Here is a 23,750-nt window from a genome sequence, read left to right on the forward strand (position 1 = left end):
CACGAATATCATAATGACTGCTTTACACCTTGGCAGGCTTAAGCAAGGTGCGCAGGGCCAGATACCGTCTTGAGAACAAACCCTCATCATAGCCTTCACCCAGGTGGGTGTTGTCCCTATTTTTCCAGCAGCGCCTGCTTAGTAGCTGACGACTCATTCGGAATCATCAGCAGATACGCGCCCAGCCTGGTGACCTGAAACTGCTCGGATAGCAGAAAACTTCTGAACCAGCTGCCCATATTAGTTTTCAGGCTGAAGCCGTGCCCGCAGTAACGCCAGCGGGAAACGCGCCAGCAGGCGCTCGGCGGCAAACAGCGTGCGTCCCTCGTGCAGTTCGCTGCGGATGATTTCTCCGCTCAACACGTCGGTGTAATCAACGCCTGCGGTCTGCGCGGGTGTTTCAATCCAGGTGTCACTCCAAACCGCAGCCACCGGGTGCTGTGCGCTGTCACCCAGCAGGCGCGCAAACCAGTGCGTCGTCACGATCACCACGACATCGTTTTCGTGACGCCGCGCATAGGCGCACACATGCCCGGCCTGCGCGCCTTCAACCGCCAGTGGCTGGTAGCTGCCCAACTGGAATAGTTGCGGCAACGCGTGACGCAGGGCAAGTGCCTTCCACGTCAGATACAGTTTTATGCGTCCATCTTCCATGTGATCCAGCATGGCTTGCAACTGCGCGGCGGGGTTTGAGTGGATGGCGTCTTCGACCTCTGCCAGCCACTGCTGGCGCAGGCCATAATCCACGGGGCGGCGATTGTCGGGATCGACCAGGCTGAAATCCCACAGCTCCGAACCCTGATAAATATCCGGCACGCCCGGCGCGGTAAGCTTGAGCAATGTCTGGCTCAGGCTGTTGAACAGGCCGAAGCGGGCAATGCGCTGTTTGAAGGCCCACAGGTCGGTGACGAACGGGCTGGCCACCGAACCCAGCAGCGCGCGCACAAAGTGCTGCATCGCTTCTTCATAGCCGGTGTTGGGATTGATCCAGCTGGTGTGCACCTTGGCCTCTTTGATGGCCTTCAGCATGTAGGCCTCGATGCGTTCGCGCAATGCCGCGAGGCCTGTGTCATCCAGCACCTCCAGCGGCCAGACGCCCACCAGGGTCTGATAGAGCAGATACTCGTCATTGCGGCTAGGCACCCAGTGCTCGTCCAGCCGGCGTTTTTTATGGCGATTGAGTCGACTCCAGCGTGCCAGCCTCTGCCACCACTGTTCCGGCACTTCCGACAGCACGTTGATGCGTGCGCGCACATCTTCGCTGCGCTTGGCATCATGGGTGGAGGTGGCGAGCATGGTATGCGGCCAGCGCTTGAGCCGCTCCTGATTGGCGTTGTGGAAGGCCGCCACCGATACCGAATAGCGGCGCGGATCGCCGCCCACGTCGTTGAGCGACACCAGCCGGTTATAGATGTAGAACAAGGTATCTTCCATGCCCTTGGCCATGACCGGGCTGGTGTATTGCTGGAAGCGCATGGCGAAGGTGACCGCCATCTGGCGATAGGCTCCCGACTTGCCTTCCAGCGCCTGCAGCAGCAGGATGTCACGGATGAAATCGTAAATGCTCACGTCGGCCGCCAGGCTGCGTTTCTTGGCCTGCGCCACCGCCCATTCCACGTAGCGCCGGTCTTCCTCCGAGACGCCCGCGCCGGTGACATAGGTGCGGTAGACCGGGAAACATGCCACTACTTCGCTCAGGGCATTGCGCAACGTGGTCAGGGTGTAGTCGCGGGTGTGCCAGTCTGATTCAGAAATGCGGTCGAGCTCGCTCGCGAGCACATGCAACTCGCTGGAAAGCGCGGTACCCATGATGAGTTTCTTGCGTTCGTAGAGCAACTCGTCGAAGCTCTGCGCGTGCCCGGTGAAGCGCCGGTAGATACGATCAAACTCGCGCTCGGACGGGCCATAGATCTGGAGGCCGTTGACCAGCACCGCAAAGTCATAGCCGGTGGTGCCGTGAATCGGCCACTCCTCCGGCAGGCGCTCGTAGTGCGCCAGGATTTTTTCCGCCACGATATACAGCGGCGCGCTGTCAGCGGGCGTGTCGCTACCGTTATGTTGCGCCGTCAAAACGGCAGCCTGTTGTTGCAGTTGCGCAAAGTACGCTGCCGGGTCATAGAGGCCGTCGGGATGGTCGATGCGCAGGCCGTCGACCTTGCCTTGCGCCACCAGCTCGAGTATCACCCGATGGGTGGCCTCAAACACGTCGGGATTTTCCATGCGCAGGCCGGCCAGTTCGTCGACATCGAAGAAGCGCCGGTAATTGATTTCGTCGCTCGCCACGCGCCAATAGGCCAGCCGGTAGGCCTGCTGCTCCAGCAACTCGTGCAGCAGGTTGAAGTCAGCCGTCTCGCCGCCGCCATTAAAGGTGGCGACATTTTCCTCGATAAACTGGCGAACAGTCGGCGCCGCGCGCGCCAGTTCGGCCAGATGACGCTTGTGTACGGCCTGATCGCGATTACGCTCGCGGATACGTTCTTCAGTGCTGACATGGTGCGGTGGCAGATTGCGGAAGGCGGTAATCAGGGTCTGGAGTTCCTGTTGCTGCGGATTGTCCTCGCCCATCTGCCGCTGCAAACGCTCCAGCGCGTGACTCAGGATTTGCGCGTAGTTTTTGGGGTCGATGGGAAACAGGTGCGTGCAATAGTGCACCGCAAGGCTGCCAGCCTCGGCATCAAACGCAAGCTTGAGCTCGCCCTTCTCCAGCACCTTGCCGTAATAATCGCCCAGCACCGGCAGCAACACCTTGCCACGCAGCGCGTCTTTCTCGGGGCGCCAGTCGATATCGAAATAGCCGGCGTAGGCCGATGCCCGCCCGTTCTCCAGCACGTCCAGCCACCACTGGTTGTCGTTGCCGGCGACGCCCATGTGATTGGGCACGATGTCCAGAATCTGCGCCATGCCGGCCTTGTGCAGCGCCTGCACAAAGTCTTCGTAGTCGTCGGTCGAGCCGATCTCGGGATTGATGCTGGCGTGGTCGACGATGTCATAACCGTGCTGGCTGCCGGCGCGCGCCTTGAGGTAGGGCGAGGCATAGGCGTGACTGATGCCGAGGCGGGCCAGATATGGCACCAGTTCGCACGCTTGGGAAAAGGTAAAGTCGCGATTGAACTGCAAGCGGTAGGTGACACGCGGAATGCTGGCAGTGCGCAACGGCACCGGTGGTGCAGCGCCCGGCACAAGGCCGCGCGTGTCACGCAAGGTAACGGCCAGTGCGCGCCAGCGCGCATCGCCCCATATCTCCTCAAGCGTGAGAGCGAGTTTGTAACGCCAGTTGGGCCGTTGGTCGGTCGTGCCGGGGAGGTTGACCTGATGCCGCTGGCCGATGATGTCTTCGAGCTGCACCAGCATCACCTGTGACGCGGTGCGCGCCAGATAGTGATGGATGGCGTGTGCCAGTGCCGGTGTCATTTCCGGCACCGTCTGCGGATCAACGCTCATATCCGCCGGCAGCAGGCCTTCACGTTTGAGCGCATACAGCAGACGGGCACGGTCTTCGGCCCGCCCTACCATCTGCTGGTCACGCACTGCATCCGACGGAAACAGGTGCAACACATCGCGTTCGTGCAGGTCATCGCCCAGCCAGAAACCCGCGAGTGTCGGCAGGTCGTGCGTGCTCGCCGACACCACCGCTTGCGCGGTGTAGCCGGACGGCGGCCTGAATCCGGCCTGGTCGTCTTTCTCAAAATAAAACAGGCGGTAGGACAACACGCCGAGGGGCAAGAGCGCCGTGCGCACCACCTCCGGCACGGTGCCCAGGTCTTCGCCGATGACAAAGCAATGATTGCGCTGGCTCTCCAGCGCAAGAATACCCAGCAGATCCTCAAACGCGTAGTGCACATACGCACCCTCATCCGGCGTGCCCTTGCCCGGCACCCAGAACAGCCGCATCAAACCCATGACATGGTCGATACGTAATGCACCGGCATGGCGCATGTTGGCGCGCAGCATCGCTATGAAGGGGGTATAGCCTGCCTCCACCAGCGCCTCGGGTATAAACGGCGGCAGGCCCCAGTTCTGACCATGCAGGTTGTAATCGTCCGGCGGCGCGCCGATGCTGGCGTCGAGCGCATACAACTTCTGATTGGCCCATGCCTCGGCCCCGCCGCGGTCTACGCTCACGGCAAGGTCCGCGTACAGGCCTATGCCTAAATGCGCCTGCTCTGCGCGACGGCCTACAGCGCCAAGCTGTTGGTCGGCCTGCCATTGCAGGTACTGGAAAAATTCGATTTGCTCGCGCTGAGTCTGGGAAAATTTCTGCACCGCTGTGGATGCAGGATCACGATACTCCTGCGGCCAGACCGGCCAACCCCAAATGGTTGCGTCGCTGGCATGAAAGTGCGCCTGCAAGGCCTCGAACAACGCGTGGCGGTAGAGTGTGTCACCCGCCTGCTCGACAAATGTCCGGAATGCAGTGCCGCGCTCGCTGCGTGGTTGCAGGTGGTGTTTGCAGAAATGTTTATAGAGATGCCGCAGTAGTTGCAGCTTGGTTTTCGAGACCCCCGCGTAGTCCACCAGCTCCGATTCACGCAGCGCCTGCAGGCGCGCCTGAAATGCCGGGTTGGCAACCTCCTTGCGTGCCGGTTGGCATTCAGAAAAATCAGGCACCGCTTCAACATCGAGGTACAACACGTTGAGGTACAGTCTGCTGGACGGGCTGTAGGGACTCGCATGTTCAGGGTTATGCGGGAACAGCGCATGCAACGGATTGACGCCGACGACATTGACGCCCTCGCGGGCGCGCTGCCCGGCTATCCGTTGCAGATCGGAGAAGTCGCCGATCCCCCAGTTGCGTTCCGAACGCAGCGCATAAAGTTGCAGAGCCGGGCCCCAGACGCGCCCACCTTCCGCCAACACCGGAGGCTTATAACACCGGTCCGGCACAATGATCAGGCTCAGCCGGTCGGTGACCTGACCGGTGCGGCGCAACTCGAAGCGGTGGTATCCCGGCGGCGGTGTGAGCGGTAGCGGCAGCGCGTAGCGCAGGTACAGCACGTCATCGATAGTGGCGCGCTCCAGCACGTCGAGTTCATCCGGTCGCACCCGGCCTGCATGCTGGCGCCCATCCTCCAGCCGCAGCGTCCATTCCAGCAACTCTTCTGCCTGGCCACCTGCGAGTGTAAGCGTCAGCTTGACCGGCGCAGTGCTGTTGCGCACGACCTGCACCGGCGCCAGCGTACGCTGCCATGAGCGCTGCCTGCGCAGCGCGAGCGCGTGCGCTATCTCCTTGTCGCTGCCGGCTGCAACACCCATCGCCTGCAGCAGCGCACGCCGGGTTGCCAGCGCAACCTCATGCCGGTTGCCCCATACGTCATGGTATTCGGTTTCAATGCCACACAGGGCACACAACTGGTCGAGGTCACTGACACGGGACATCATCTATACTCCTGTAGCAGGCTCCAGATGCCAGCATACCGACCACGGCGGCAACGCGCGCGGCGGCATCCACACTGCGTCCGTTGTGTACAGGACACGCCCCGCAGACGCCGGCACATTTTCAACCGGCGCTGCCCCAAGATTGGCCAGCAGCACCAGTCGCGAGCCCTCGCCGAGCAGCCAATGCGCACACAAGGCGCGGTCGCCAAGCACCGTGAAGCCTGCCGTGCCACCGCGCAATCCGGCCAGTCGCGGGGCAATCTCCAACTGGCGCAGCGCAAGCAGGGCACGGTGCAATTGCAGTGCGCTTGCATCCTGCGCTGCCCAATCAAGGCAGGCACTGTCAAAAGTGGCTACAGCGCACGGATCGGGAATGCGTGCGCGCGCCGCCGGGTCACTGAACTCGGGGAAGCGTTCGAATTCGCGCCGGCGCCCTGCGGTAACGGCCTCCGCAAGCTCCGGGCCGAAGTCACAGAAGAATGGGAACGGCTGGCGGCTGCCCCACTCCTGTCCCATGAACAGCAACGGCGGTGACGGCGCGAGCAACACTACCGCCGTCACCGCGCGCAGGGCCTCCGCTGTTGCCAGCGCCGTCAGTCGCTCGCCAAACGCGCGATTGCCAATCTGGTCGTGATTCTGCAGAAATGTCACAAAGGCCGTCACCGGCAGATGGCGCGACGGTTCACCGCGCAGCGCCCCGTCCCGATACGGCGATGGATCATTTTGATAGGCAAAGCCTTCGGTCAGGCAGCGCCCGAGATGGCGCGCGGGGACATCGGCGTAATCCGCGTAATAGCCCCCTTGCTCGCCGCTCGCCAGCACATGCAGTGCATGATGGATGTCGTCATTCCACTGCGCCACATAGGCGCGTGGCTTGAGCACAGTGTCACGCTCCAGATAGCGCGCCGCGTTGTCGTCATTCTCCAGCACCAGATGCACGTGGCGCGTGGCCCCCGGCCCTCGGGCCACGGCCTGCGCCAGTTCGGTGAGAAAATCCGGACTGGAATTGTCCAGAATTGCGTGCACGGCGTCGAGCCGCAAGCCATCCAGATGATATTCCTCCAGCCAGTAGAGGGCATTGTGAATGAAGAAATCTCGCACCCGGCCAGAGTCTACGCCGTCGAAGTTGATGGCCGCGCCCCAGGGCGTGTGGTGCTGCTGACTGAAAAACTGCGGCGCATAGGCATGCAAGTAATTGCCTTCCGGCCCAAAGTGGTTATACACGACATCCAGAAACACCATCAGACCCTTGGCGTGCGCCGCCTGCACCAGCGCCTTGAGCTCTTCGGGGCGGCCATAACTCGCATCAGGCGCATACGGCAACACGCCATCGTAGCCCCAGTTGCGAACACCCGGAAAATCCGCCACCGGCATCAGCTCTATGGCCGTCACACCGAGATCGACCAGATGATCGAGACGCTCTGCAACTCCCACGAAACTGCCCTGCGGCGTAAAGCTGCCGACGTGCAGCTCATAAAACACGGCCTCTTCCCAGGGGCGGCCCTGCCAACCTGTATCTGCCCACTGCCACGCGCGCGGGTCTACCACTTCACTCGGCCCGTGCACATCCTGCGGCTGGTAGCGCGAGGCAGGATCCGGCACCCGCATCCCGCCGTCCACACTAAAGCAATAGTGCGCACCCGCGGTTGCCTCATGCGTGGCGAGCGAAAACCAGCCGTCTTTTTGAAGTTGCAGCGGGAGTATCCTTTCACCCGCGCCGTCCTGCAGACAGACCTCGACACGCTGCGCCGCCGGGGCCCACAGCCGGAAGTTGATGCTGCCATCGTCCAGCATCTCTGCCCCGAAGGGCATGGCATGCACACGTTGCACAGATTGCTGCTGTTGCGCCATACTCTATTCCCTTATGATGGAGTCTGGCAGGCGCCTGTTTGCAAGGCATGCCACTGCACATAGTGTCGCAGCCAGTCCAGCACCTCGCCGGCATCCTCCAGTCGCCCACGCGCCAATGTGGCACCCTCGCCTACCTTGATCGCGTAACCCCCCATCCAATTGACTATTCTGAACCCGTCTTCGTCCGTTACATCATCACCCACAAATACCGGCGTATGCCCGCTGAACGGGGCAGTCTGCATGAATGTGGCAATGGCCTGCCCCTTGTCCCGGCCACGTGGCCGTATCTCGAACACCTTGTTGCCTGCCATGAGCACAAAATCATCCCCAAGCTGCCGCAGCAGATGCGACATTAATGCCTGTGCTTCACCCTCGAGCGCTGGCGCCATACGGTAGTGCAGCGAGAGCGTGAGACCCTTGTCCTCCAGCAGCACACCCGTGTGCTGGCGCGCAAACTGCTCCAGTGCGGGCCTGATGGCAGTGAACGCCTGCGCGTGTGTATCCTGCCGGCTTACCTGTCCATTCGACAGGCGCGATTCTGCGCCGTGTTGTCCGGCGGCAGGCAGTTGCAGTGGCGCAAACAGACGATCAAGCATTGCAATCGGCCGGCCGCTGATCAGTGCCACTGGCGCAATACAGTGCAGTGCTGCCAACGTGTCGATCAAGCCCGGGCCGCACTGCACATCATCCGGATGCTGAACGATGTCGAGCAAGGTGCCGTCAACATCGAGAAAAAAGGCCCAGTTCAGACCAAAGGCGGGTAAATGTTGCGCCAAGGCTGCTTACCTTTATGGTTGACGAGGAATGGGGGCGGGTGCACTGGCCTGCGACGGCCACTCACCTGGCGCAGCTTGCGAACCCTGAATTACATCAAAACATGTGCATTCCGGGCACTTTTTACTGTAACAATGACAGCACTGCAAGTCAATTTAGGACAGCGCATGCCACGCTATCTCAGCACTGAATATCCGTCATGGAGAGGTTTGCATATTTTCAGTTGCGGGATGTATGCTGCCTCGCGATGGAGGCAGATGAGTCTGCTTCTTGCTTCCGCTGTAGCCCTGCCACAATCCGGCAAAGAAGTTTCTTACATTGATGCCCAGCGTTCGGGTTCTGTAGCCACCCTCCTGCACCACCAGCATCGGTATTCCAAGCGCACCGATGAGCCTCCCGTTCTCATGAAAATCCTTGGCGCCCAGCGTCCAGCTTCCTGTTGGATCGGCCTTGGCCGTGTCGAGGCCGAGCGCGACCACCAGATAATCGGGTCTGAAGCGCGCGATTTTCTTCAGCGCATCTTCGAGCGTTCGTTGATAGCGCTCAACAGAACAGGCTTCCGGCAACGGGTAGTTGATGTTGTATCCCTCACCCGCGCCCTCACCCTTCTCATCCGCGAACCCGGAAAAATGCGGATAGGCAAAATGCGGGTGGCCGTGTATGGAAACTGTCAATACATCACTGCGGGAATAAAAAATATCCTGGGTACCGTTGCCGTGATGGAAATCCACATCCAGTACGGCTACCCGCCCGTAACTGGATAAATAATTGGCAGCGACCGCAGAAGAGTTGAAGTAGCAGAATCCGCCGAATGCGCGCGTCTCGGCATGATGCCCCGGCGGCCTCACCAGCGCATAGGCAATGGAATAATCATCCAGAAGTTTCGTGGCCCCGGTCAGCGCGCAATTGACCGCATTGCGTGCGGCAATGTAGGCATTACGGTTGAGCGGCGTAAAGGTATCCATACAGTAGTAGCCAACCTGCAGTTCCGAGTCTTTGGGCGGACGCAGCTTGTTACGCAACGGAAAAATGATCGGGTATATGGACTTGCCCGCAGGCAGGGATTCGCACGCGCGGCGCAGATAATCCACGTAGCCGGCATCGTGCACCTGTTTGATAAAACGGGACGGAAAGCGCTCGGCCTTGACATTGCAAAACAGACTTGTTTTTGCAAGCTCTCGCATGATGACCGGAATACGCACCGGTGCCTCCATATAGCCGACGTCACGCACATGGTGAATGTCGTGCCCCGCATTCACAATCAGCGCAATAGCTGCCTTGGCTCCCGACACAACTCGAGTAGCGGCAACGGCATGCTTGATGTATCTGGGCTCACGAAATACGGCAGGATCGTCCTTGAATGAGAGCGCCACCATGGCTATATGGTCTTTGCTCAACAAATTTCCGTATTTACGATCCAGTATCGCCCTGATAACCTTGCGCAGAAACGGCAACTGCAGAGAATCCGGCTTGCCCAGCGGATCGTGCATCAGAAAATACAGGTCGCGGTCGCCTTCGTGTACCGGACTGGCGTAGAGGTTGTTGATGATCGGGAATATCTTGTAGCGCTCATAGAAGCGCAGGCGCTCCTGATTCTGTTTCAGGGTGCTGGCGCTGGCGATGACCATCGGGTCATCGACGCTGCACTCAAAAAACAGTCCCCTCATACCGAGATTGCCGGCCTCTTCCCGGACATGCTCATACAGCGCACCGCCAACGCCACCGCCGGTAGCACCCGGCGCCGCCGACAATAATTCCAGATAGCCGATGTTCAGGTCGGGCATGTGCAGCATCATGGCAAAGCCCTTGACCACGCCGGCCGCATTCTCGCCCACAAACAGAATCGAGCGATAACGATAGCGCACGGGGTCATGCAACTGCATGACGATCTTGTCGAGGTCTTCCTTGCGCGTGAGCGGGAACTGCTTGCGCATGATGCCCTTGACCTGCTCGATCGCATCACGATTGGCAGCCGAGGTGTCGTCGTATATTTTGCGTATTCTGAACATGGGTCAGCATCCTTCATGCAAAGGGCTGCAGCCGTTCCCATATGAGCGCCTCGTACACGGCGCCCATCTGCCCGGACACGATGACATCGTGCAAAACAGGATGGACAGGCTGCCCTGCAATCACCCCGGGGCGGAAACCCGAAGCAGTTGAGGCCCACAGAGCGTGGAGTGCACGATACCCCCTGACCGCGCCATCTGCCCCAGTCCAGCGCCAGACGCTGTCCTGAAGCACATGCAACATCAGGTGATTCCTTGATTGTACCGAGGGTCGGAATCGAACCGACACGGTGTCACCACCACCGGATTTTGAGTCCGGCGCGTCTACCAGTTCCGCCACCCCGGCATATCGCCTATTATAGGGCTTTCTTGCGCATGGCGATAGATTGCACCACCCCTTAAATATGCGCCGCAGCGAATTTCACTATGACCTCCCGCCTGAGCTGATCGCCCAAGCCCCTCTGCCCGAGCGCACACAAAGCCGGTTGCTGACACTCGATGGCGTTAGCGGTGCGCTGGGAGATCACTCGTTCAGTGCGCTGCCGCAACTGCTCGCTCCGGGCGACCTGCTGGTGCTCAACGACACGCGCGTCATTCCCGCACGTCTGTTCGGCAGCAAGGAATCCGGCGGGCGCATTGAGGTGCTGGTGGAGCGTGTACTGGATCATAACCGCGTGCTGGCACAGATACGCGCCAGCAAACCGCCCAGGGCGGGCATGCAGTTAATGCTGGAAGGCATGCCCGCCCATGTTGTGACGCGCCACGGTGACCTGTATGAGCTGGCGTTTGCGAACGGGCAGAATAATGTCCTCGAACTGCTGAATAGCGTCGGCCATACCCCGCTACCGCCTTATATCGAGCGTGCCGACCAGCCCGCCGATCGCGAACGCTACCAGACCGTGTATGCGCAGACCCCGGGCGCCGTTGCCGCCCCCACCGCAGGGCTGCACTTTGACACCGCGCTGCTGCGGCGCCTTGCAGCGCAAGGCATCGAGTGCGCCTTCGTAACCCTGCACGTGGGGCTGGGCACCTTTCAGCCGATGCGTGCAGACAATGTCGAAGACCATGTCATGCACCGTGAACGGCTTGAAGTAACCACACACGTCTGTGAGCAGGTGCGCGCTACACGCGCACGTGGCGGGCGCGTGATTGCAGTTGGTACCACCAGCGTACGGGCCCTGGAAAGTGCGGCGGCAAACGGAGAGATTCAGCCCCTGACAGGCGAAACCGGCATTTTCATTTACCCCGGCTACCGCTTCAAAACCGTGGATGCCCTGATCACCAACTTCCACCTGCCGGAGTCTACACTGCTGATGCTGGTGTCTGCCTTCGCCGGCACTGTGAACGTATTGAATGCTTACCGGCATGCGGTGCAGCAGCGTTACCGCTTCTTCAGCTATGGTGATGCCATGTTTGTCACACCAGTGGCGAGTAGCTAGTGGCGAGTAAAAACATTACTCTATCCTCGCTACTATGTTATGAACTTTGAACTCCTCAACAATGATGGCCACGCCCGCCGCGGTCGCCTGTCCTTTGCGCGCGGCACGGTGGAAACGCCTGCCTTCATGCCGGTTGGTACCTACGGCACGGTGAAGGCGATGACACCGGAGGAGGTGCGTGCCACCGGCGCCGAAATCATTCTCGGCAACACCTTTCACCTGATGTTGCGCCCCGGCATCGAGGTGATCCGCGCACATGGCGACCTGCATGACTTCATGCACTGGGATGGCCCTATTCTCACGGACTCCGGCGGCTTCCAGGTGTTCAGTCTGGGTGAATTGCGCAAGATCACCGAGCAAGGCGTGACCTTCCGTTCGCCGGTGAACGGTGACATGGTATACCTCGACCCCGAACGCTCCATGGAAGTGCAGCGCGCGCTGGGCGCGGACATCGTGATGATCTTCGACGACTGCACACCCTACCCCGCCGACACCGACACTGCGCGCACCTCCATGGAACTGTCGCTGCGCTGGGCCGCACGCAGCAAGCAGGCACACGGTGACAACCCCGCCGCCCTGTTCGGCATTGTGCAGGGTGGTGTTTACCCACAGCTGCGGGCCACTTCGCTCGCAGGCCTTACCAACATCGGTTTTGACGGCTATGCCATCGGCGGGCTATCCGTAGGTGAACCCAAGGCTGACCGGCTACAGGTGCTGGAGTCGCTGCTACCGTGCATGCCCACCGACAAACCGCGTTATCTCATGGGCGTCGGCACGCCAGAAGATCTGGTCGAAGCGGTACAGCGGGGTGTGGACATGTTTGATTGCGTGATGCCTACGCGCAATGCCCGCAATGGTCACCTGTTTGTCAGCAGCGGTGAAATACGTATCCGCAACAGCCAGTATCAGGCTGATACCCGCCCACTCGACCCGGACTGCAGCTGCTACACCTGCCGCCACTACAGCCGCGCCTACCTGCGCCATCTCGACCGGGCCAATGAAATTCTGGGGGCGCGCCTCAACACCCTGCATAACCTGCACTATTATCAAAGCCTGATGCAGGGTCTGCGCGATGCCATCGGCCGGAGCCAGCTCGACGACTTTGTGGCCGATTTCCACGCAAAACGCGCGCAAAACCCGTCGGCTGTGGCATAATTAGCGCCACTTTAATGATTGCCCGGAAACCCTCATGAGCTTTTTTATCTCCGATGCCATGGCCCAGGCAGCACCCGCTGCCTCGCCGGAATCCACGCTGTTCAGCTTCATACCGCTGATCGCGATATTCGTGCTGTTTTACTTTCTGCTCATCCGCCCACAGATGAAGCGCGCCAAGGAACACAAGGTCTTGCTGGGGTCACTGGCAAAAAATGACGAGGTCGTCACCACGGGTGGCCTGTTGGGCCGTATCACCGAAGTAGGCACTGATTTCGTCAGCATCGAGATTGCAGGCAACACCGTCGTGAAGGTGCAGAAACATTCTGTTGCTGGCGTCATGCCCAAAGGCACCATAGCATCAGCCTGAAGCCCACGCTGCCAGATACCCTGCCGCCATGATGAACCAGTATCCTGCCTGGAAATACCTGCTGATCGTGATCGCCGTCGTCACGGGCGTGCTGTTCAGCCTGCCCAACCTGTATGGCGAAGATCCCGCCTTGCAAATTTCCGGCACCCGCACCACCACCATAGATGCTGCTGCCGAGGAGCAGGTACTCGGGCTATTACAGCAAAATGCCCTCCCCTACAAATCCACCACGCGCGATGACCATGCCCTGCTGATCCGCTTTAGCGATACCGAAACCCAGTTGCGGGCGAAGGATATCGTCAAGGAAACGCTGGGCGGCGGCTACGTGGTAGCACTGAATCTCGCGCCTGCAACGCCTGTCTGGCTCAGGGCCATCAATGCACTGCCCATGTATCTCGGGCTTGACCTGCGCGGCGGCGTGCACTTCCTTATGGAAGTAGATATGGAAGCCGCCGTAGGCCAGGCGGAGGAGCGCTATATAAGTGATATTCGCAGCCTGCTACGCGACAAGAAGCTGCGCTACCTAAGTATTGGCCGCGGCACAAATGGCCTTGAGATAAAATTCCGCAGCCCGGAAGAGCGGGACCAGGCGAATGACCTGGTGAGCCGGGATTTCCCCCTGCTGGAGCTGAAAGATGTTGACGGCGCCACCAACCATGATCTGATTGCCGTGGTTTCCGAATCTGAGCAGCGCGAGGTTCGCAAGTTTGCCTTGCAGCAAAACATCACCACGTTGCGCAATCGCGTCAACGAACTCGGTGTCGCTGAACCCGTCATCCAGCAGCAGGGCGACAGCCGTATCGTAGTACAACTGCCGGGCGTGCAGGATACCGCACGCGCCAAGGAAATACTCGGCGCCACGGCTACCCTCGAATTCCGTATGGCGGACGAGACGAATCTGGTCGATGACGCCCTGGCGGGCCGCGTTCCTGCCGGCTCCAAGCTCTATAAGCGGCGCGAGGGCGGCCATATCCTGCTCAAGAACCAGGTCATGCTGACCGGCGACTACATCATTGATGCCGCCTCCGGCATTGAACAGAGAGCTGGCGAACCCGCAGTATTCATTACTCTGGACGGCAAGGGCGCCAATATTTTCAGCAAGGCCACCAAAGAAAATGTCGGCAAGCTGATGGCGGTGGTGTTCATTGAAAACAAGAGTGAGACACGGGTCGTTGATGGCGTGCAGACCAAGATCAAATCCAAGGTCGAGGAAGTCATCAACACAGCCGTCATCCGCGAACAGCTCGGCAAGCGCTTCCAGATCACCGGACTCGACAACACCGACGAGGCGCGTAATCTGGCTCTGCTGCTGCGCGCTGGCGCCCTGACAGCGCCGATTGAAATCGTCGAAGAACGCACCGTCGGGCCCAGTATGGGCGCGGAGAATATCGCCAAGGGCTTCAACTCGACCATGATCGGGTTTGCCGCCATCGCGGTCTTCATGACCATTTACTATTATTTCTTCGGAGTCATCGCCAGCCTCGCGCTCGGCATCAACATGTTGTTGCTGGTCGCCGTGCTGTCCATGCTGCAGGCAACACTCACACTGCCGGGTATTGCGGGTATCGCACTCACCATCGGCATGGCGATAGATGCCAACGTGCTTATCTTCGAACGTATCCGCGAGGAATTGCGCAACGGCAACAGTCCGCAAGCCAGCATCAATGCGGGCTACGACCGCGCTTTCGACACCATTCTCGACTCCAACATCACCACGCTGATTGCCGGCTTCTCCCTGTTCTGGCTCGGCTCCGGGCCGATACGCGGTTTTGCGGTGACACTGTGCATCGGCATTCTGACATCAATGTTCAGCGCAGTGATGGTGTCACGCGGTGTTGTCAATCTCCTCTACGGGCGCAGGCGCAAGCTCGCCAAACTCCATATCTAGCGGGCCGGACAATGGAATTTTTCCACATCACAAAAGAGCTCCGCTTCATGCGTCATGCGCGGACTACGTCGATCGTCTCGGCCGTCATCTTTCTTGCCGCAGTGGTACTGCTCGTTGTGCGCGGGCTCAACCTCGGCATCGAGTTCACCGGCGGCACCATGATGGAAGTCCGTTACCCTCAGGCGGTCAACCTGAATCAGGTACGCAATACGCTCGAAGCCGGAAACTTCCGCGACGCCAATGTGCAAAACTTTGGTACTTCTGTAGATGTACTGATACGCCTGCCGGTCAAGGCGGACGTGACCAGTGCGCAACTGAGCGAGCAGGTGCTGAAAGTGTTGCGCGCCGACAACGACAAAGTGGAAGTCAGGCGCGTGGAATTTGTCGGCCCGCAGGTGGGTGCCGAGCTGGTCAATGACGGCGGACTGGCACTGATTCTGGTGTCCATCGGCATCATGATCTATCTTGCCATCCGTTTCGAATGGCGTTTTGCGGTAGGCGCCATCGTCGCCACTGCCCACGACCTGCTGATACTGCTCGGTCTGTTCTCGTTGTTTCAGTGGGAATTCACCCTCACGGTGCTTGCCGCCATGCTCGCCGTTCTTGGCTATTCAGTAAACGATACCGTCGTGGTGTTTGACCGTATCCGGGAGAATTTCCGCAAGATGCGCAAGGGCACGATTGCGGAGATCATCGATAGCTCTATCACCAGCACCCTGAGTCGCACCATCATGACCAGCGCAACGACGCTGATCATGGTGTTTGCCATGTTATTTCTCGGCGGTGAAATACTGTTTTATTTCGCGCTCACACTCGCCATCGGCATTGCGGTAGGCACCTACTCCTCGGTACTGGTGGCCAGCCCGATTGTCATGTGGCTGGGCATCTCGCGTGCCGACATGGTGCCGGTCAAAAAAGAGGGTGAAATTGATGACCGCCCTTGACCACCCGCTTTGAGCCTAGGCCAGATCGAACAATAACACCTCGGATTCCTCGGCCACGCCGGCAATCTCGAGCACTGTTTCATCACTCACTGCGGCACCGTCACCGGCGATCAGCCGTGTACCCTGTACATCCACTGCACCGCGCGCCACCTGAAGCCAGGCATGGCGCCGGGTCAGCGCATGTGTCACGCGCTCATGTGCGGCGAGAATACCGGCATATACATCTATATCCTGCTGCACTGCCACTGCATTGCCACGCCCGCCACCCGCAGCGATCAGGCATAGACCGCCGCGCTTATCCTCGATACTGAAGCTGCGCTGCTCGTAGCCCGGCGCAATACCGTTCTTGTCCGGCAGCACCCATATCTGCAACAGGTGCACCGGCTCGGTTGTTGAGTGGTTATATTCGCTGTGGGTAATGCCGCTGCCTGCGCTCATGCGTTGTACGTCGCCATACCGCATCACTGAACTCGTCCCGAGGCTGTCTTTGTGCTCCAGCGCGCCTTCCAGCACGTAGGTCACTATCTCCATATCGCGGTGACTGTGCGCAGCGAAACCCTGCCCTGGCTGTATCCGGTCTTCATTGATGACCCGCAAGGCGCGAAAGCCCATGTGTTTAGGATCATGGTAATCTGCAAACGAAAAACTGTGCCGGCTATCGAGCCAGCCGTGCTGGAAGTGGCCGCGTTCTGCGCCCGGCCGCAGTGTAATCATGCCTGTATCCCCTGACAAAACCCCGGCTTGCGCATCAGTTCCACTATAATAACACCATGCACTCACTTGCCCGCCTCTTCGGCCCCGACGGACCGCTTGCGCATACCCTGCCGGGTTTTGCGCCGCGCATCGCGCAACAGGAGATGGCCGCCGCCGTTGCCCGGACGCTGGCAGACCAGGACCTGCTCATCACCGAGGCCGGCACCGGTACAGGCAAGACCTTTGCCTATCTGGTGCCCGCGCTGCTGTCTGGCAAGAAAATCATTGTCTCCACGGCAACCAAAACCTTGCAGGACCAGTTGTTCCAGCGCGACCTGCCCGCCCTGCGTGCAGCCCTTGCGGTGCCGGCACGCGCCGCCCTCCTCAAGGGACGCTCCAATTACCTGTGCCTGCACCGGCTGGATCTGGCGGAACAACGCCACCACAGCCCTGCCCAGACCGCCGATTTGGGCGCCATCCGCGCCTGGGCCGGACACACCCGTAGCGGCGATATTGCCGAATTGACCGGTATCCGCGAGGACTCCCCGCTCTGGCCGCATGTCACCAGCACTGCGGATAATTGCCTGGGGCAGGCGTGCCCGTCATTAAGGTCATGTCATGTGCTGCGCGCGCGCAGCGAGGCGCAGACGGCAGACCTGCTGGTCATCAACCATCACCTGTTTTTCGCCGATATGGCTTTGCGCGCAGAGGGTTTTGGTGATCTGCTCCCCGGCGTCGAGGGTATCATCTTCGATGAGGCCCACCAGCTGGCGGAAATCGCTGCTGGATTTTTCGGAACCGTACTTGGCAACCGTCAGCTGCTCGGGCTCGCCCACGACACCGTTGCAGAACAGGTCAAGGAGGCAGTTGACATGACTTCGCTCGCTGCCGCCGCAGACAACCTGAGCAAGGCCACCCGTGATTTTCGCCTGGCACTGGGTGTCGACGAGCGTCGCGGCAACTGGCACGAGGCACAGCAGGAGCCCGCCTTGACTCCCGCACTGGACGCATTGCAGCAGGCCTTGAACCAGCTGCACGATTTACTGGAGACCGCAGCGGTGCGCGGCAAAGGACTGGAAAACTGCTGGCGGCGTTGCATCATCCTGCAAGAACAGCTGGATTTGTTTACCACAGCGGTGCCCGAGAATCACGTCGCGTGGTTCGAGACCCATGCGCATGTCTTCGCCCTTAACCTCACACCGGTCGATATTGCACAGCAGTTTTACGCGCGGATTCTGGCGCAGCGTTGTGCCTGGATATTCACCTCGGCAACCCTGGCAGTGGGGGACAATTTCGATCACTTCAGCGCGCGACTCGGCCTGAACGATGCCATTACCCGGCAATGGGCCAGCCCCTTCGACTTCGCCCGCCTTGCCTTGCTGTATGTGCCGGACATGCTGCCTGACCCGGCACAACCCCACTACACCTCCAGCGTGATTGAAGCCGCGCTGCCGGTCATCCACGCCAGCGGCGGCCGCGCCTTCCTGCTGTTCACCAGCCACCGTGCCCTGCGTGAGGCTACCACACTGCTCAAGGGAAGATTCGATTTCCCCCTGCTGGTGCAGGGCAGTGCGCCGCGCGCCGAACTGCTTGAGCGCTTCCGCACACTGGGGAACGCCGTGTTGCTGGGCAGCGCCAGTTTCTGGGAGGGTGTCGATGTGCGCGGTCCAGCACTGTCGTGCGTTATCATAGACAAACTTCCCTTCGCCTCACCCGGTGACCCGCTGCTGCAGGCCCGCCTCGAAGCCCTGCGCGCAGCAGGCAAGAACCCCTTCATGGACTACCAGTTACCGCAGGCCGTGCTCTCACTCAAGCAAGGCATCGGCCGACTGATCCGGGACACGCACGACCGCGGCGTGTTGATGCTGTGCGATCCACGGCTGTTTACCAAGTCATATGGCAAGAATTTTTTGCACAGCCTGCCACCGGTGCCGCTGACACGCAGCATGCAAGATGTCGAAGCTTTTTTTGCGGCCGAAGGCTCCATCACCGCAGGTATCGCATCGTGAATATTCTCGCCCTTGAAACCTCCACCGACGCCTGCTCCGTTGCCTTGTCTGTTGCGGGCGAGATACGCGAGCGCTTCGAGGTGGCGCCACGCAACCACTCCCGGCTGATTCTGCCGATGGCGGAGGAACTGCTGGCGGAGGCAGGCCTGATGTTGAGCCAGATCGATGCACTGGCCTTCGGCTGCGGGCCCGGCTCATTCACAGGGGTACGCATTGCCGCTGGCGTCGCGCAAGGTATCGCCTTTGGCGCCGATCTTCCGGTGGTGCCGGTGTCCACACTGGCAGCGCTGGCCCAGGGCGTGCACGAACAGTTCGGTACTACACATGTATTGTCGGCGCTGGACGCGCGCATGAGCGAAGTCTACTGGGGCGCTTACCGGATGAGTGATAATGGCATGATGCAGTTGCAGGGTGAAGAAGGTGTCTACCCGCCGGGGCATGTCCCTGTTCCCGCCGCGGGGCACTGGCAGGGTGCCGGCAGCGGCTGGCAAAGTTACTCATCGGTACTGCATATCCGCCTGCAAGACCGGCTCAGTGCTACGTATACCGACCATCATCCGCGTGCACGCGCCGTGGCACAGCTCGGCGCGCACGGATTCACACTCGGTCAGGCCGTCAGTGCCGAACAGGCGCAACCGGTATACCTCAGAAACGAGGTCACCTGGAAAAAACTGTCGGATCAGCCAACCCTATAAACCGCAGACGGCCACACCTATGACCAATAAATCCATCACCCTGACAGATGCCTTGTACGATTACTTGATACACGTTTCTGTACGCGAGACGCCTCTACTCACACGTCTGCGCGAGGAAACTGCACGCGATCCACTGGCGGTGATGCAGATCGCACCCGAGCAGGGCCAGTTCATGGCGCTGCTGGTGCAGCTCATGGGTGCAAAAAAGACACTGGAGATCGGCGTCTTCACCGGCTACAGCTCACTGTGTGTTGCACTGGCGCTCCCGGCTGACGGAAGACTTGTCGCCTGTGACGTGAGCGAATCATGGACACAGGTTGCACAACGTTACTGGCAGGAAGCCGGAGTTCAGCACAAGATTGACCTTCATCTTGCACCAGCGCGTGAAACTCTTGACCAACTGTTGCACAACGGGGAGGGCGGCACGTTTGATTTTGCCTTTATCGACGCGGACAAGACCAGTTACGATGCGTATTATGAGCGCACGCTGCAACTACTACGCCCAGGCGGATTAATCATGTTTGACAATATGCTGTGGGGCGGTAGCGTCGCTGACCCAGGCATACAGGATGACGATACCCTCGCTATCCGCCATCTCAATGAAAAACTGCTACACGATAAACGCGTTGCCTTGAGCTTGCTGCCGGTTGCCGATGGGATATCGCTGGCGCTGAAATGCAGCACGGCATAGGTGGACTGGCATGACGCGGGCGGGAAGCCATCTGAGCCTGCTCTACCCCGGACGGATGCCGCCGACAGCCCACCGCCACAAGGCCCCTGCGCTCCACACCCTGTTCGCGCGCGCCAAACCCTCAACCTGTGCCGTTGACCGCAACCACGTGCTGTTCGAATTATTTGCAGCAGAAAGCAGCCGCCTGTCAGGGCTGCCCATCGCGGCGGTCACGCATGCCTTTGACAGCGCGAACCCCGCTGCCGCCCACGCCAGCTGGTGGCTGCGCGCCGACCCGGTCGTGCTGCGCCCCGATGGTGACCGTCTGCTGATGCTCGGTAATCATGCCCTCGACCTTGGCACCGAGGAGGCCGCCGCCCTGGGCACAGCACTGCACGAATTATTCTCTGCCTACGGAATGGCGTTCTCCGCGCCCCAGCCCAAGCGCTGGTACCTGCAGCTGGAGAGCGATCCCGGCCTGACACTGACCGGGCTGGAAGATGCTGTGGCGCATGATATTTTGCATCACCTGCCACAGGCCGGTGATGCGCAGACAGCCGCGCGCTGGCGCCGCCTCCTGAATGAAGTACAGATGCAACTCCATGCCTCTCCCGTCAATCAGGCCCGCCTTGCACGCGGTGAACTGCCGGTCAACAGCGTGTGGTTCTGGGGCGGCGGATCTGCGCCCGCCGTAGCGCCCCACCGCTTCCAGCAGGTCTGGAGCGAGGAACCGGTCAGCCTTGGGCTTGCCTGCCTGAGCGGCGCGGCGTATGCCACTGTGCCTGAGAACACTACTGACTGGCTGCATCATGTCACACAACCCGGACACCGCTTGCTGTCCCCCTCTTTTCCGGCAGCGTCCGCTAGCGACGACTGTGCCGAACTCTTCAGCAACACGTGGTGTGCGCCACTGCTGGGAGCAGTCAACTCCGGTGCGCTTGCTACGCTGGATATCTATACGGAAGACGGCAGGATATTCCGCAATACGCCGCAGACACTACGCCGCTGGTACGACAGGTTCATATGAAAGTCATACGGCGTATCGCGACCAGCCCCTCCCTGCTGCCGGATCATCTGCACCCGGTACTGAAGCGCATTTATGCCACACGTGGCATCAACTCCGCACAGGAGCTCGACTATGCGCTTGCACATCTGCACAGCCCTGCGGCATTCGCGTCCACGCAGCCGTTATTGGGCGAGTCCGGCACTGGCCCAGGCGGCATGGAGCATGCCGTCGCGCTGCTGGCTGCTGCGCTGGCCGACAACAAGCGTATTGTCATCGTTGCCGATTTTGACGCTGACGGCGCCACCAGTTGTGCGTTCGCGATACGGGCTTTGCGTCTCATGGGCGCGCAGGATGTACGCTATGTAGTACCTGACCGTTTCAAATACGGCTACGGCCTCACTCCTGAAATTGTGATGGCTACAGCACCCATGGCGGCCGATCTGCTCATCACCGTCGATAACGGCATCTCCAGCATCGAAGGTGTGCGCACGGCCAGACAGCTTGGCCTGCAGGTCGTCATCACCGATCACCACCTGCCCGGCGCAGAACTGCCCGCGGCTGACGCCATCGTCAACCCCAACCTGCCAGAAGAGGATTTTCCGCCGCACAAGGATGTGCCAGTGTCGCGGGAGGCAGGACGCCGGGAGCGACCGAGCAAGCACCTTGCGGGCGTCGGCGTGATTTTTTATGTGATGCTGGCGCTGCGCGCGCACTTGCGCACGACACACTGGTTCCATGAAAAAAATATACCAGACCCCAATCTTGCGCAACTGCTCGATCTGGTCGCGCTCGGTACCGTCGCGGACGTCGTCCCCCTCGATCACAATAACCGCATACTGGTTGCACAGGGCCTGCAGCGCATTCGCAGTGGCCGCTGCATTGCCGGCATTCGGGCACTGCTCACCGTGGCAGGGAAGAATGTGGAACGTATCTGCGCCTCCGATCTCGCATTTTCCGCCGCGCCGCGCCTTAACGCCGCAGGCAGGCTGGAGGACATGGCGCTCGGCATTGAATGCCTGTTGTGCGATGACTACACAGCCGCGCTGGATATGGCCCAGCGTCTCGACACACTCAACCGCGAACGCCGCAGCATCGAAAGCGAGATGCAGGAGCAGGCCTTAAGTGCGCTCAAATCGATGCGCCTGGATACTGAAGCCGCATTACCGCATGGGCTTTGTCTGTTTGATCCCGACTGGCACCAGGGTGTTATTGGCATCCTCGCAGCACGCATCAAGGAGCGCACACACCGGCCGGTCATCGCCTTTGCCCCGGCCAGTGAACACGATATCAAGGGTTCGGCACGCTCTGTGCCGGGGCTGCATATCCGCGATGTGCTGGACAGCGTGGCGGCACGGCACCCGGGGCTGCTCACCAAATTTGGCGGCCATGCCATGGCTGCCGGGCTGAGCCTGCGGCGCGCCGATTTTGAAACCTTCAGCGCAGCCTTCGATGCCGAAGTACGCCGCCACCTTTCCGCAGACGCGCTACAGGGCAGCGTCCAGAGTGACGGTGAGCTGTCTGCGGATGAGCTGCGGCTGGAAGTCGCCGAGATGCTGCGCAATGCCGACCCCTGGGGTCAGGGCTTCCCGGAGCCCTTGTTTGATGGTGAGTTTGAAATACTCAACCAGCGCAGGCTGGGGGGAAAGCATCTCAAGCTGAGTGTACGGCACCCGCAGGGTCAACAACCCCTGGACGCCATCGCCTTCAATATTGCGGAGGATGATCGCCTGAGACTTGAAAACAGCACGCGCGCGCACCTGGTCTACAAGCTGGATGTAAATGACTACCGTGGACAGCGCAGCCTGCAGCTCATTATTGAGCATGCCGTGGATTGATAATGGATTATCGAAGTCGCCTGGTCGGGAACCAAAGTGGTGCGAACAACAGCGGAAAGCTCTAGAAGATTTCGTGCAGGGCGAGGGTAGTGTACGTCGCTGCCAGATTCTTCTGCCCCTGCACGGCCAGTGCATTTGTTGCTGCCACCTTCTCGATCCAGCCCTTGATGCGGTTGGAGTCTGAAACGATGGCGCTTCGCCCTGCGGCATCCAACAGGACAATGACCAGCGGGCGGTCGGCGATGCGCGCCTGCATGGCGACGCAATGCCCGGCTGGTATGATATAGCCGGTTTTGCTGAGGCCAATCTCCCAGCTGTCATTACGCACCAGTGGATTTGAATTACGGTATTTGAGGACACTCTTCTGACGTACCTCATAACTCTCCGTGGTGGTGATCTCACGTATCTGCGGGTATGCCAGACTGGCACTCACCAGATTCACCAGCTCCTCTGCTGTCGAGGTATTCTCGCTGTTCAGCCCGGTGGCATCGACAAAGCGCGTGTTTTGCATGCCCAGCAGTGCCGCCTTGGCGTTCATCGCGGCATAGAAGGCCCGGCTGCCCTTGGGGTAGCTGCGCGCCAGCGCGGAGGAGGCACGATTTTCGGACGACATCAGGGCAAGCTGCAGCAGTTCACGTCGCGTATGTACGGTGCCTACGCGCAGCCGGGAATGGGAGTTGCGCAGTGTATCAATGTCACTTTCGGTAATGCGGATTTTTTCGCCCATCGGCAGCCCGGCATCAAGCGTAACCATGGCGGTCATCAACTTGGTAATCGAGGCGATGGGGCGTTTGACATCGGCATTCTTTGCATACAGCACCTGACTGCTGTCGAGATCGACCACCATAACGCTATCTGAAGACAGGCTGGGCGCATCATTGGCTATGGAGCGCACCTCAGTACCGGCGCTGTAGGCCCACCCCGGCAGGGCCACTGCAGCACAGATACACCCTGTCTTGAGCAGCCGCAGGATACGTACCGTGGTCTTGTTATGCATGGTTGCAGCCCCCGCCAAGCTCATATGTTTTTCACAATACCCTAA

16 protein-coding genes and 1 tRNA gene are annotated in these 23,750 nt (G+C 60.1%); 10 read left to right on the top strand and 7 right to left on the bottom strand.

All coding sequences use genetic code 11. From position 1 onward, the window contains the following. Positions 1 to 240: 240 nt before the first annotated feature. The 5 genes from Q8L89_03835 to Q8L89_03855 all read right to left on the bottom strand — a co-directional run bounded on the left by Q8L89_03835 (position 241) and on the right by Q8L89_03855 (position 10,353). Entirely contained in the window at positions 241 to 5,379 is a 5,139-nt protein-coding gene (locus tag Q8L89_03835; GenBank protein MDP1708178.1) for a malto-oligosyltrehalose synthase, read from the bottom strand. After that, the gene (gene treZ, locus Q8L89_03840; GenBank protein MDP1708179.1) at positions 5,380 to 7,227 is read right to left on the bottom strand and encodes a malto-oligosyltrehalose trehalohydrolase; all 1,848 of its coding nucleotides are present in this window, start codon (positions 7,225 to 7,227) and stop codon (positions 5,380 to 5,382) included. It lies immediately after the preceding gene. Between the two features lie 11 nt (positions 7,228 to 7,238). Continuing rightward, positions 7,239 to 8,003: a trehalose-phosphatase gene (gene otsB / locus Q8L89_03845; GenBank protein ID MDP1708180.1), complete on the bottom strand. Its 765-nt coding sequence runs from the start codon at positions 8,001 to 8,003 to the stop codon at positions 7,239 to 7,241. Between the two features lie 195 nt (positions 8,004 to 8,198). Next, entirely contained in the window at positions 8,199 to 10,010 is a 1,812-nt protein-coding gene (locus Q8L89_03850; GenBank protein ID MDP1708181.1) for a histone deacetylase family protein, read from the bottom strand. Positions 10,011 to 10,269: 259 nt separating this feature from the next. Next, positions 10,270 to 10,353, bottom strand: a tRNA-Leu gene (locus tag Q8L89_03855). A gap of 58 nt (positions 10,354 to 10,411) precedes the next feature. Between Q8L89_03855 and queA the strand changes: the two genes are divergently transcribed. The 5 genes from queA to secF are packed head-to-tail and all read left to right on the top strand — an operon-like array spanning position 10,412 to position 15,800. Beyond that, positions 10,412 to 11,446, top strand: coding sequence for a tRNA preQ1(34) S-adenosylmethionine ribosyltransferase-isomerase QueA (gene queA / locus Q8L89_03860; protein MDP1708182.1), 1,035 nt, complete (start codon positions 10,412 to 10,414; stop codon positions 11,444 to 11,446). Positions 11,447 to 11,485: 39 nt separating this feature from the next. Further along, positions 11,486 to 12,601 carry a tRNA guanosine(34) transglycosylase Tgt gene (gene tgt, locus Q8L89_03865; protein ID MDP1708183.1) on the top strand — a complete coding sequence of 372 codons (1,116 nt, stop codon included), beginning with the start codon at positions 11,486 to 11,488 and terminating at the stop codon, positions 12,599 to 12,601. A 34-nt stretch (positions 12,602 to 12,635) separates the two neighbouring features. Beyond that, positions 12,636 to 12,968, top strand: a complete 333-nt coding sequence (gene yajC, locus Q8L89_03870) for a preprotein translocase subunit YajC (GenBank protein ID MDP1708184.1) — start codon at positions 12,636 to 12,638, stop codon at positions 12,966 to 12,968. Positions 12,969 to 12,996: 28 nt separating this feature from the next. Next, a complete protein-coding gene (gene secD, locus Q8L89_03875) occupies positions 12,997 to 14,856 on the top strand; it encodes a protein translocase subunit SecD (GenBank protein ID MDP1708185.1) in 1,860 nt (619 codons plus the stop codon). An 11-nt stretch (positions 14,857 to 14,867) separates the two neighbouring features. After that, positions 14,868 to 15,800: a protein translocase subunit SecF gene (gene secF / locus Q8L89_03880; GenBank protein ID MDP1708186.1), complete on the top strand. Its 933-nt coding sequence runs from the start codon at positions 14,868 to 14,870 to the stop codon at positions 15,798 to 15,800. Positions 15,801 to 15,815: 15 nt separating this feature from the next. Here secF and Q8L89_03885 read toward each other — a convergent pair whose 3' ends face one another. Further along, the gene (locus Q8L89_03885) at positions 15,816 to 16,514 is read right to left on the bottom strand and encodes a pirin family protein (GenBank protein ID MDP1708187.1); all 699 of its coding nucleotides are present in this window, start codon (positions 16,512 to 16,514) and stop codon (positions 15,816 to 15,818) included. Positions 16,515 to 16,570: 56 nt separating this feature from the next. On the opposite strand from Q8L89_03885, the gene Q8L89_03890 reads away from it, so the two are divergent. Genes Q8L89_03890 through recJ form a run of 5 tightly spaced genes read left to right on the top strand, consistent with a single transcriptional unit; the run spans position 16,571 to position 22,708 of the window. Beyond that, positions 16,571 to 18,502 carry an ATP-dependent DNA helicase gene (locus Q8L89_03890; protein ID MDP1708188.1) on the top strand — a complete coding sequence of 644 codons (1,932 nt, stop codon included), beginning with the start codon at positions 16,571 to 16,573 and terminating at the stop codon, positions 18,500 to 18,502. Further along, a complete protein-coding gene (tsaB, locus tag Q8L89_03895) occupies positions 18,499 to 19,197 on the top strand; it encodes a tRNA (adenosine(37)-N6)-threonylcarbamoyltransferase complex dimerization subunit type 1 TsaB (protein MDP1708189.1) in 699 nt (232 codons plus the stop codon). Before Q8L89_03890 ends, tsaB begins: the two co-directional genes overlap by 4 nt. A 19-nt stretch (positions 19,198 to 19,216) precedes the next feature. Beyond that, positions 19,217 to 19,888, top strand: a complete 672-nt coding sequence (locus Q8L89_03900; protein MDP1708190.1) for a class I SAM-dependent methyltransferase — start codon at positions 19,217 to 19,219, stop codon at positions 19,886 to 19,888. A 10-nt stretch (positions 19,889 to 19,898) separates the two neighbouring features. After that, positions 19,899 to 20,894 carry a hypothetical protein gene (locus tag Q8L89_03905; GenBank protein MDP1708191.1) on the top strand — a complete coding sequence of 332 codons (996 nt, stop codon included), beginning with the start codon at positions 19,899 to 19,901 and terminating at the stop codon, positions 20,892 to 20,894. Beyond that, on the top strand, positions 20,891 to 22,708 hold the full coding sequence (gene recJ, locus Q8L89_03910; GenBank protein ID MDP1708192.1) for a single-stranded-DNA-specific exonuclease RecJ: 1,818 nt from the start codon (positions 20,891 to 20,893) through the stop codon (positions 22,706 to 22,708). The genes Q8L89_03905 and recJ overlap by 4 nt, the downstream gene beginning before the upstream one ends. A gap of 61 nt (positions 22,709 to 22,769) precedes the next feature. Here the strand turns inward: recJ and Q8L89_03915 are convergent, their stop codons facing one another. Next, entirely contained in the window at positions 22,770 to 23,705 is a 936-nt protein-coding gene (locus tag Q8L89_03915) for a serine hydrolase (protein MDP1708193.1), read from the bottom strand. Between the last annotated feature and the right edge of the window lie 45 nt (positions 23,706 to 23,750).

It is taken from the genome of Gammaproteobacteria bacterium, assembly GCA_030680605.1.
Classification (GTDB): Bacteria; Pseudomonadota; Gammaproteobacteria; order SURF-13; family SURF-13; genus JAQBXX01.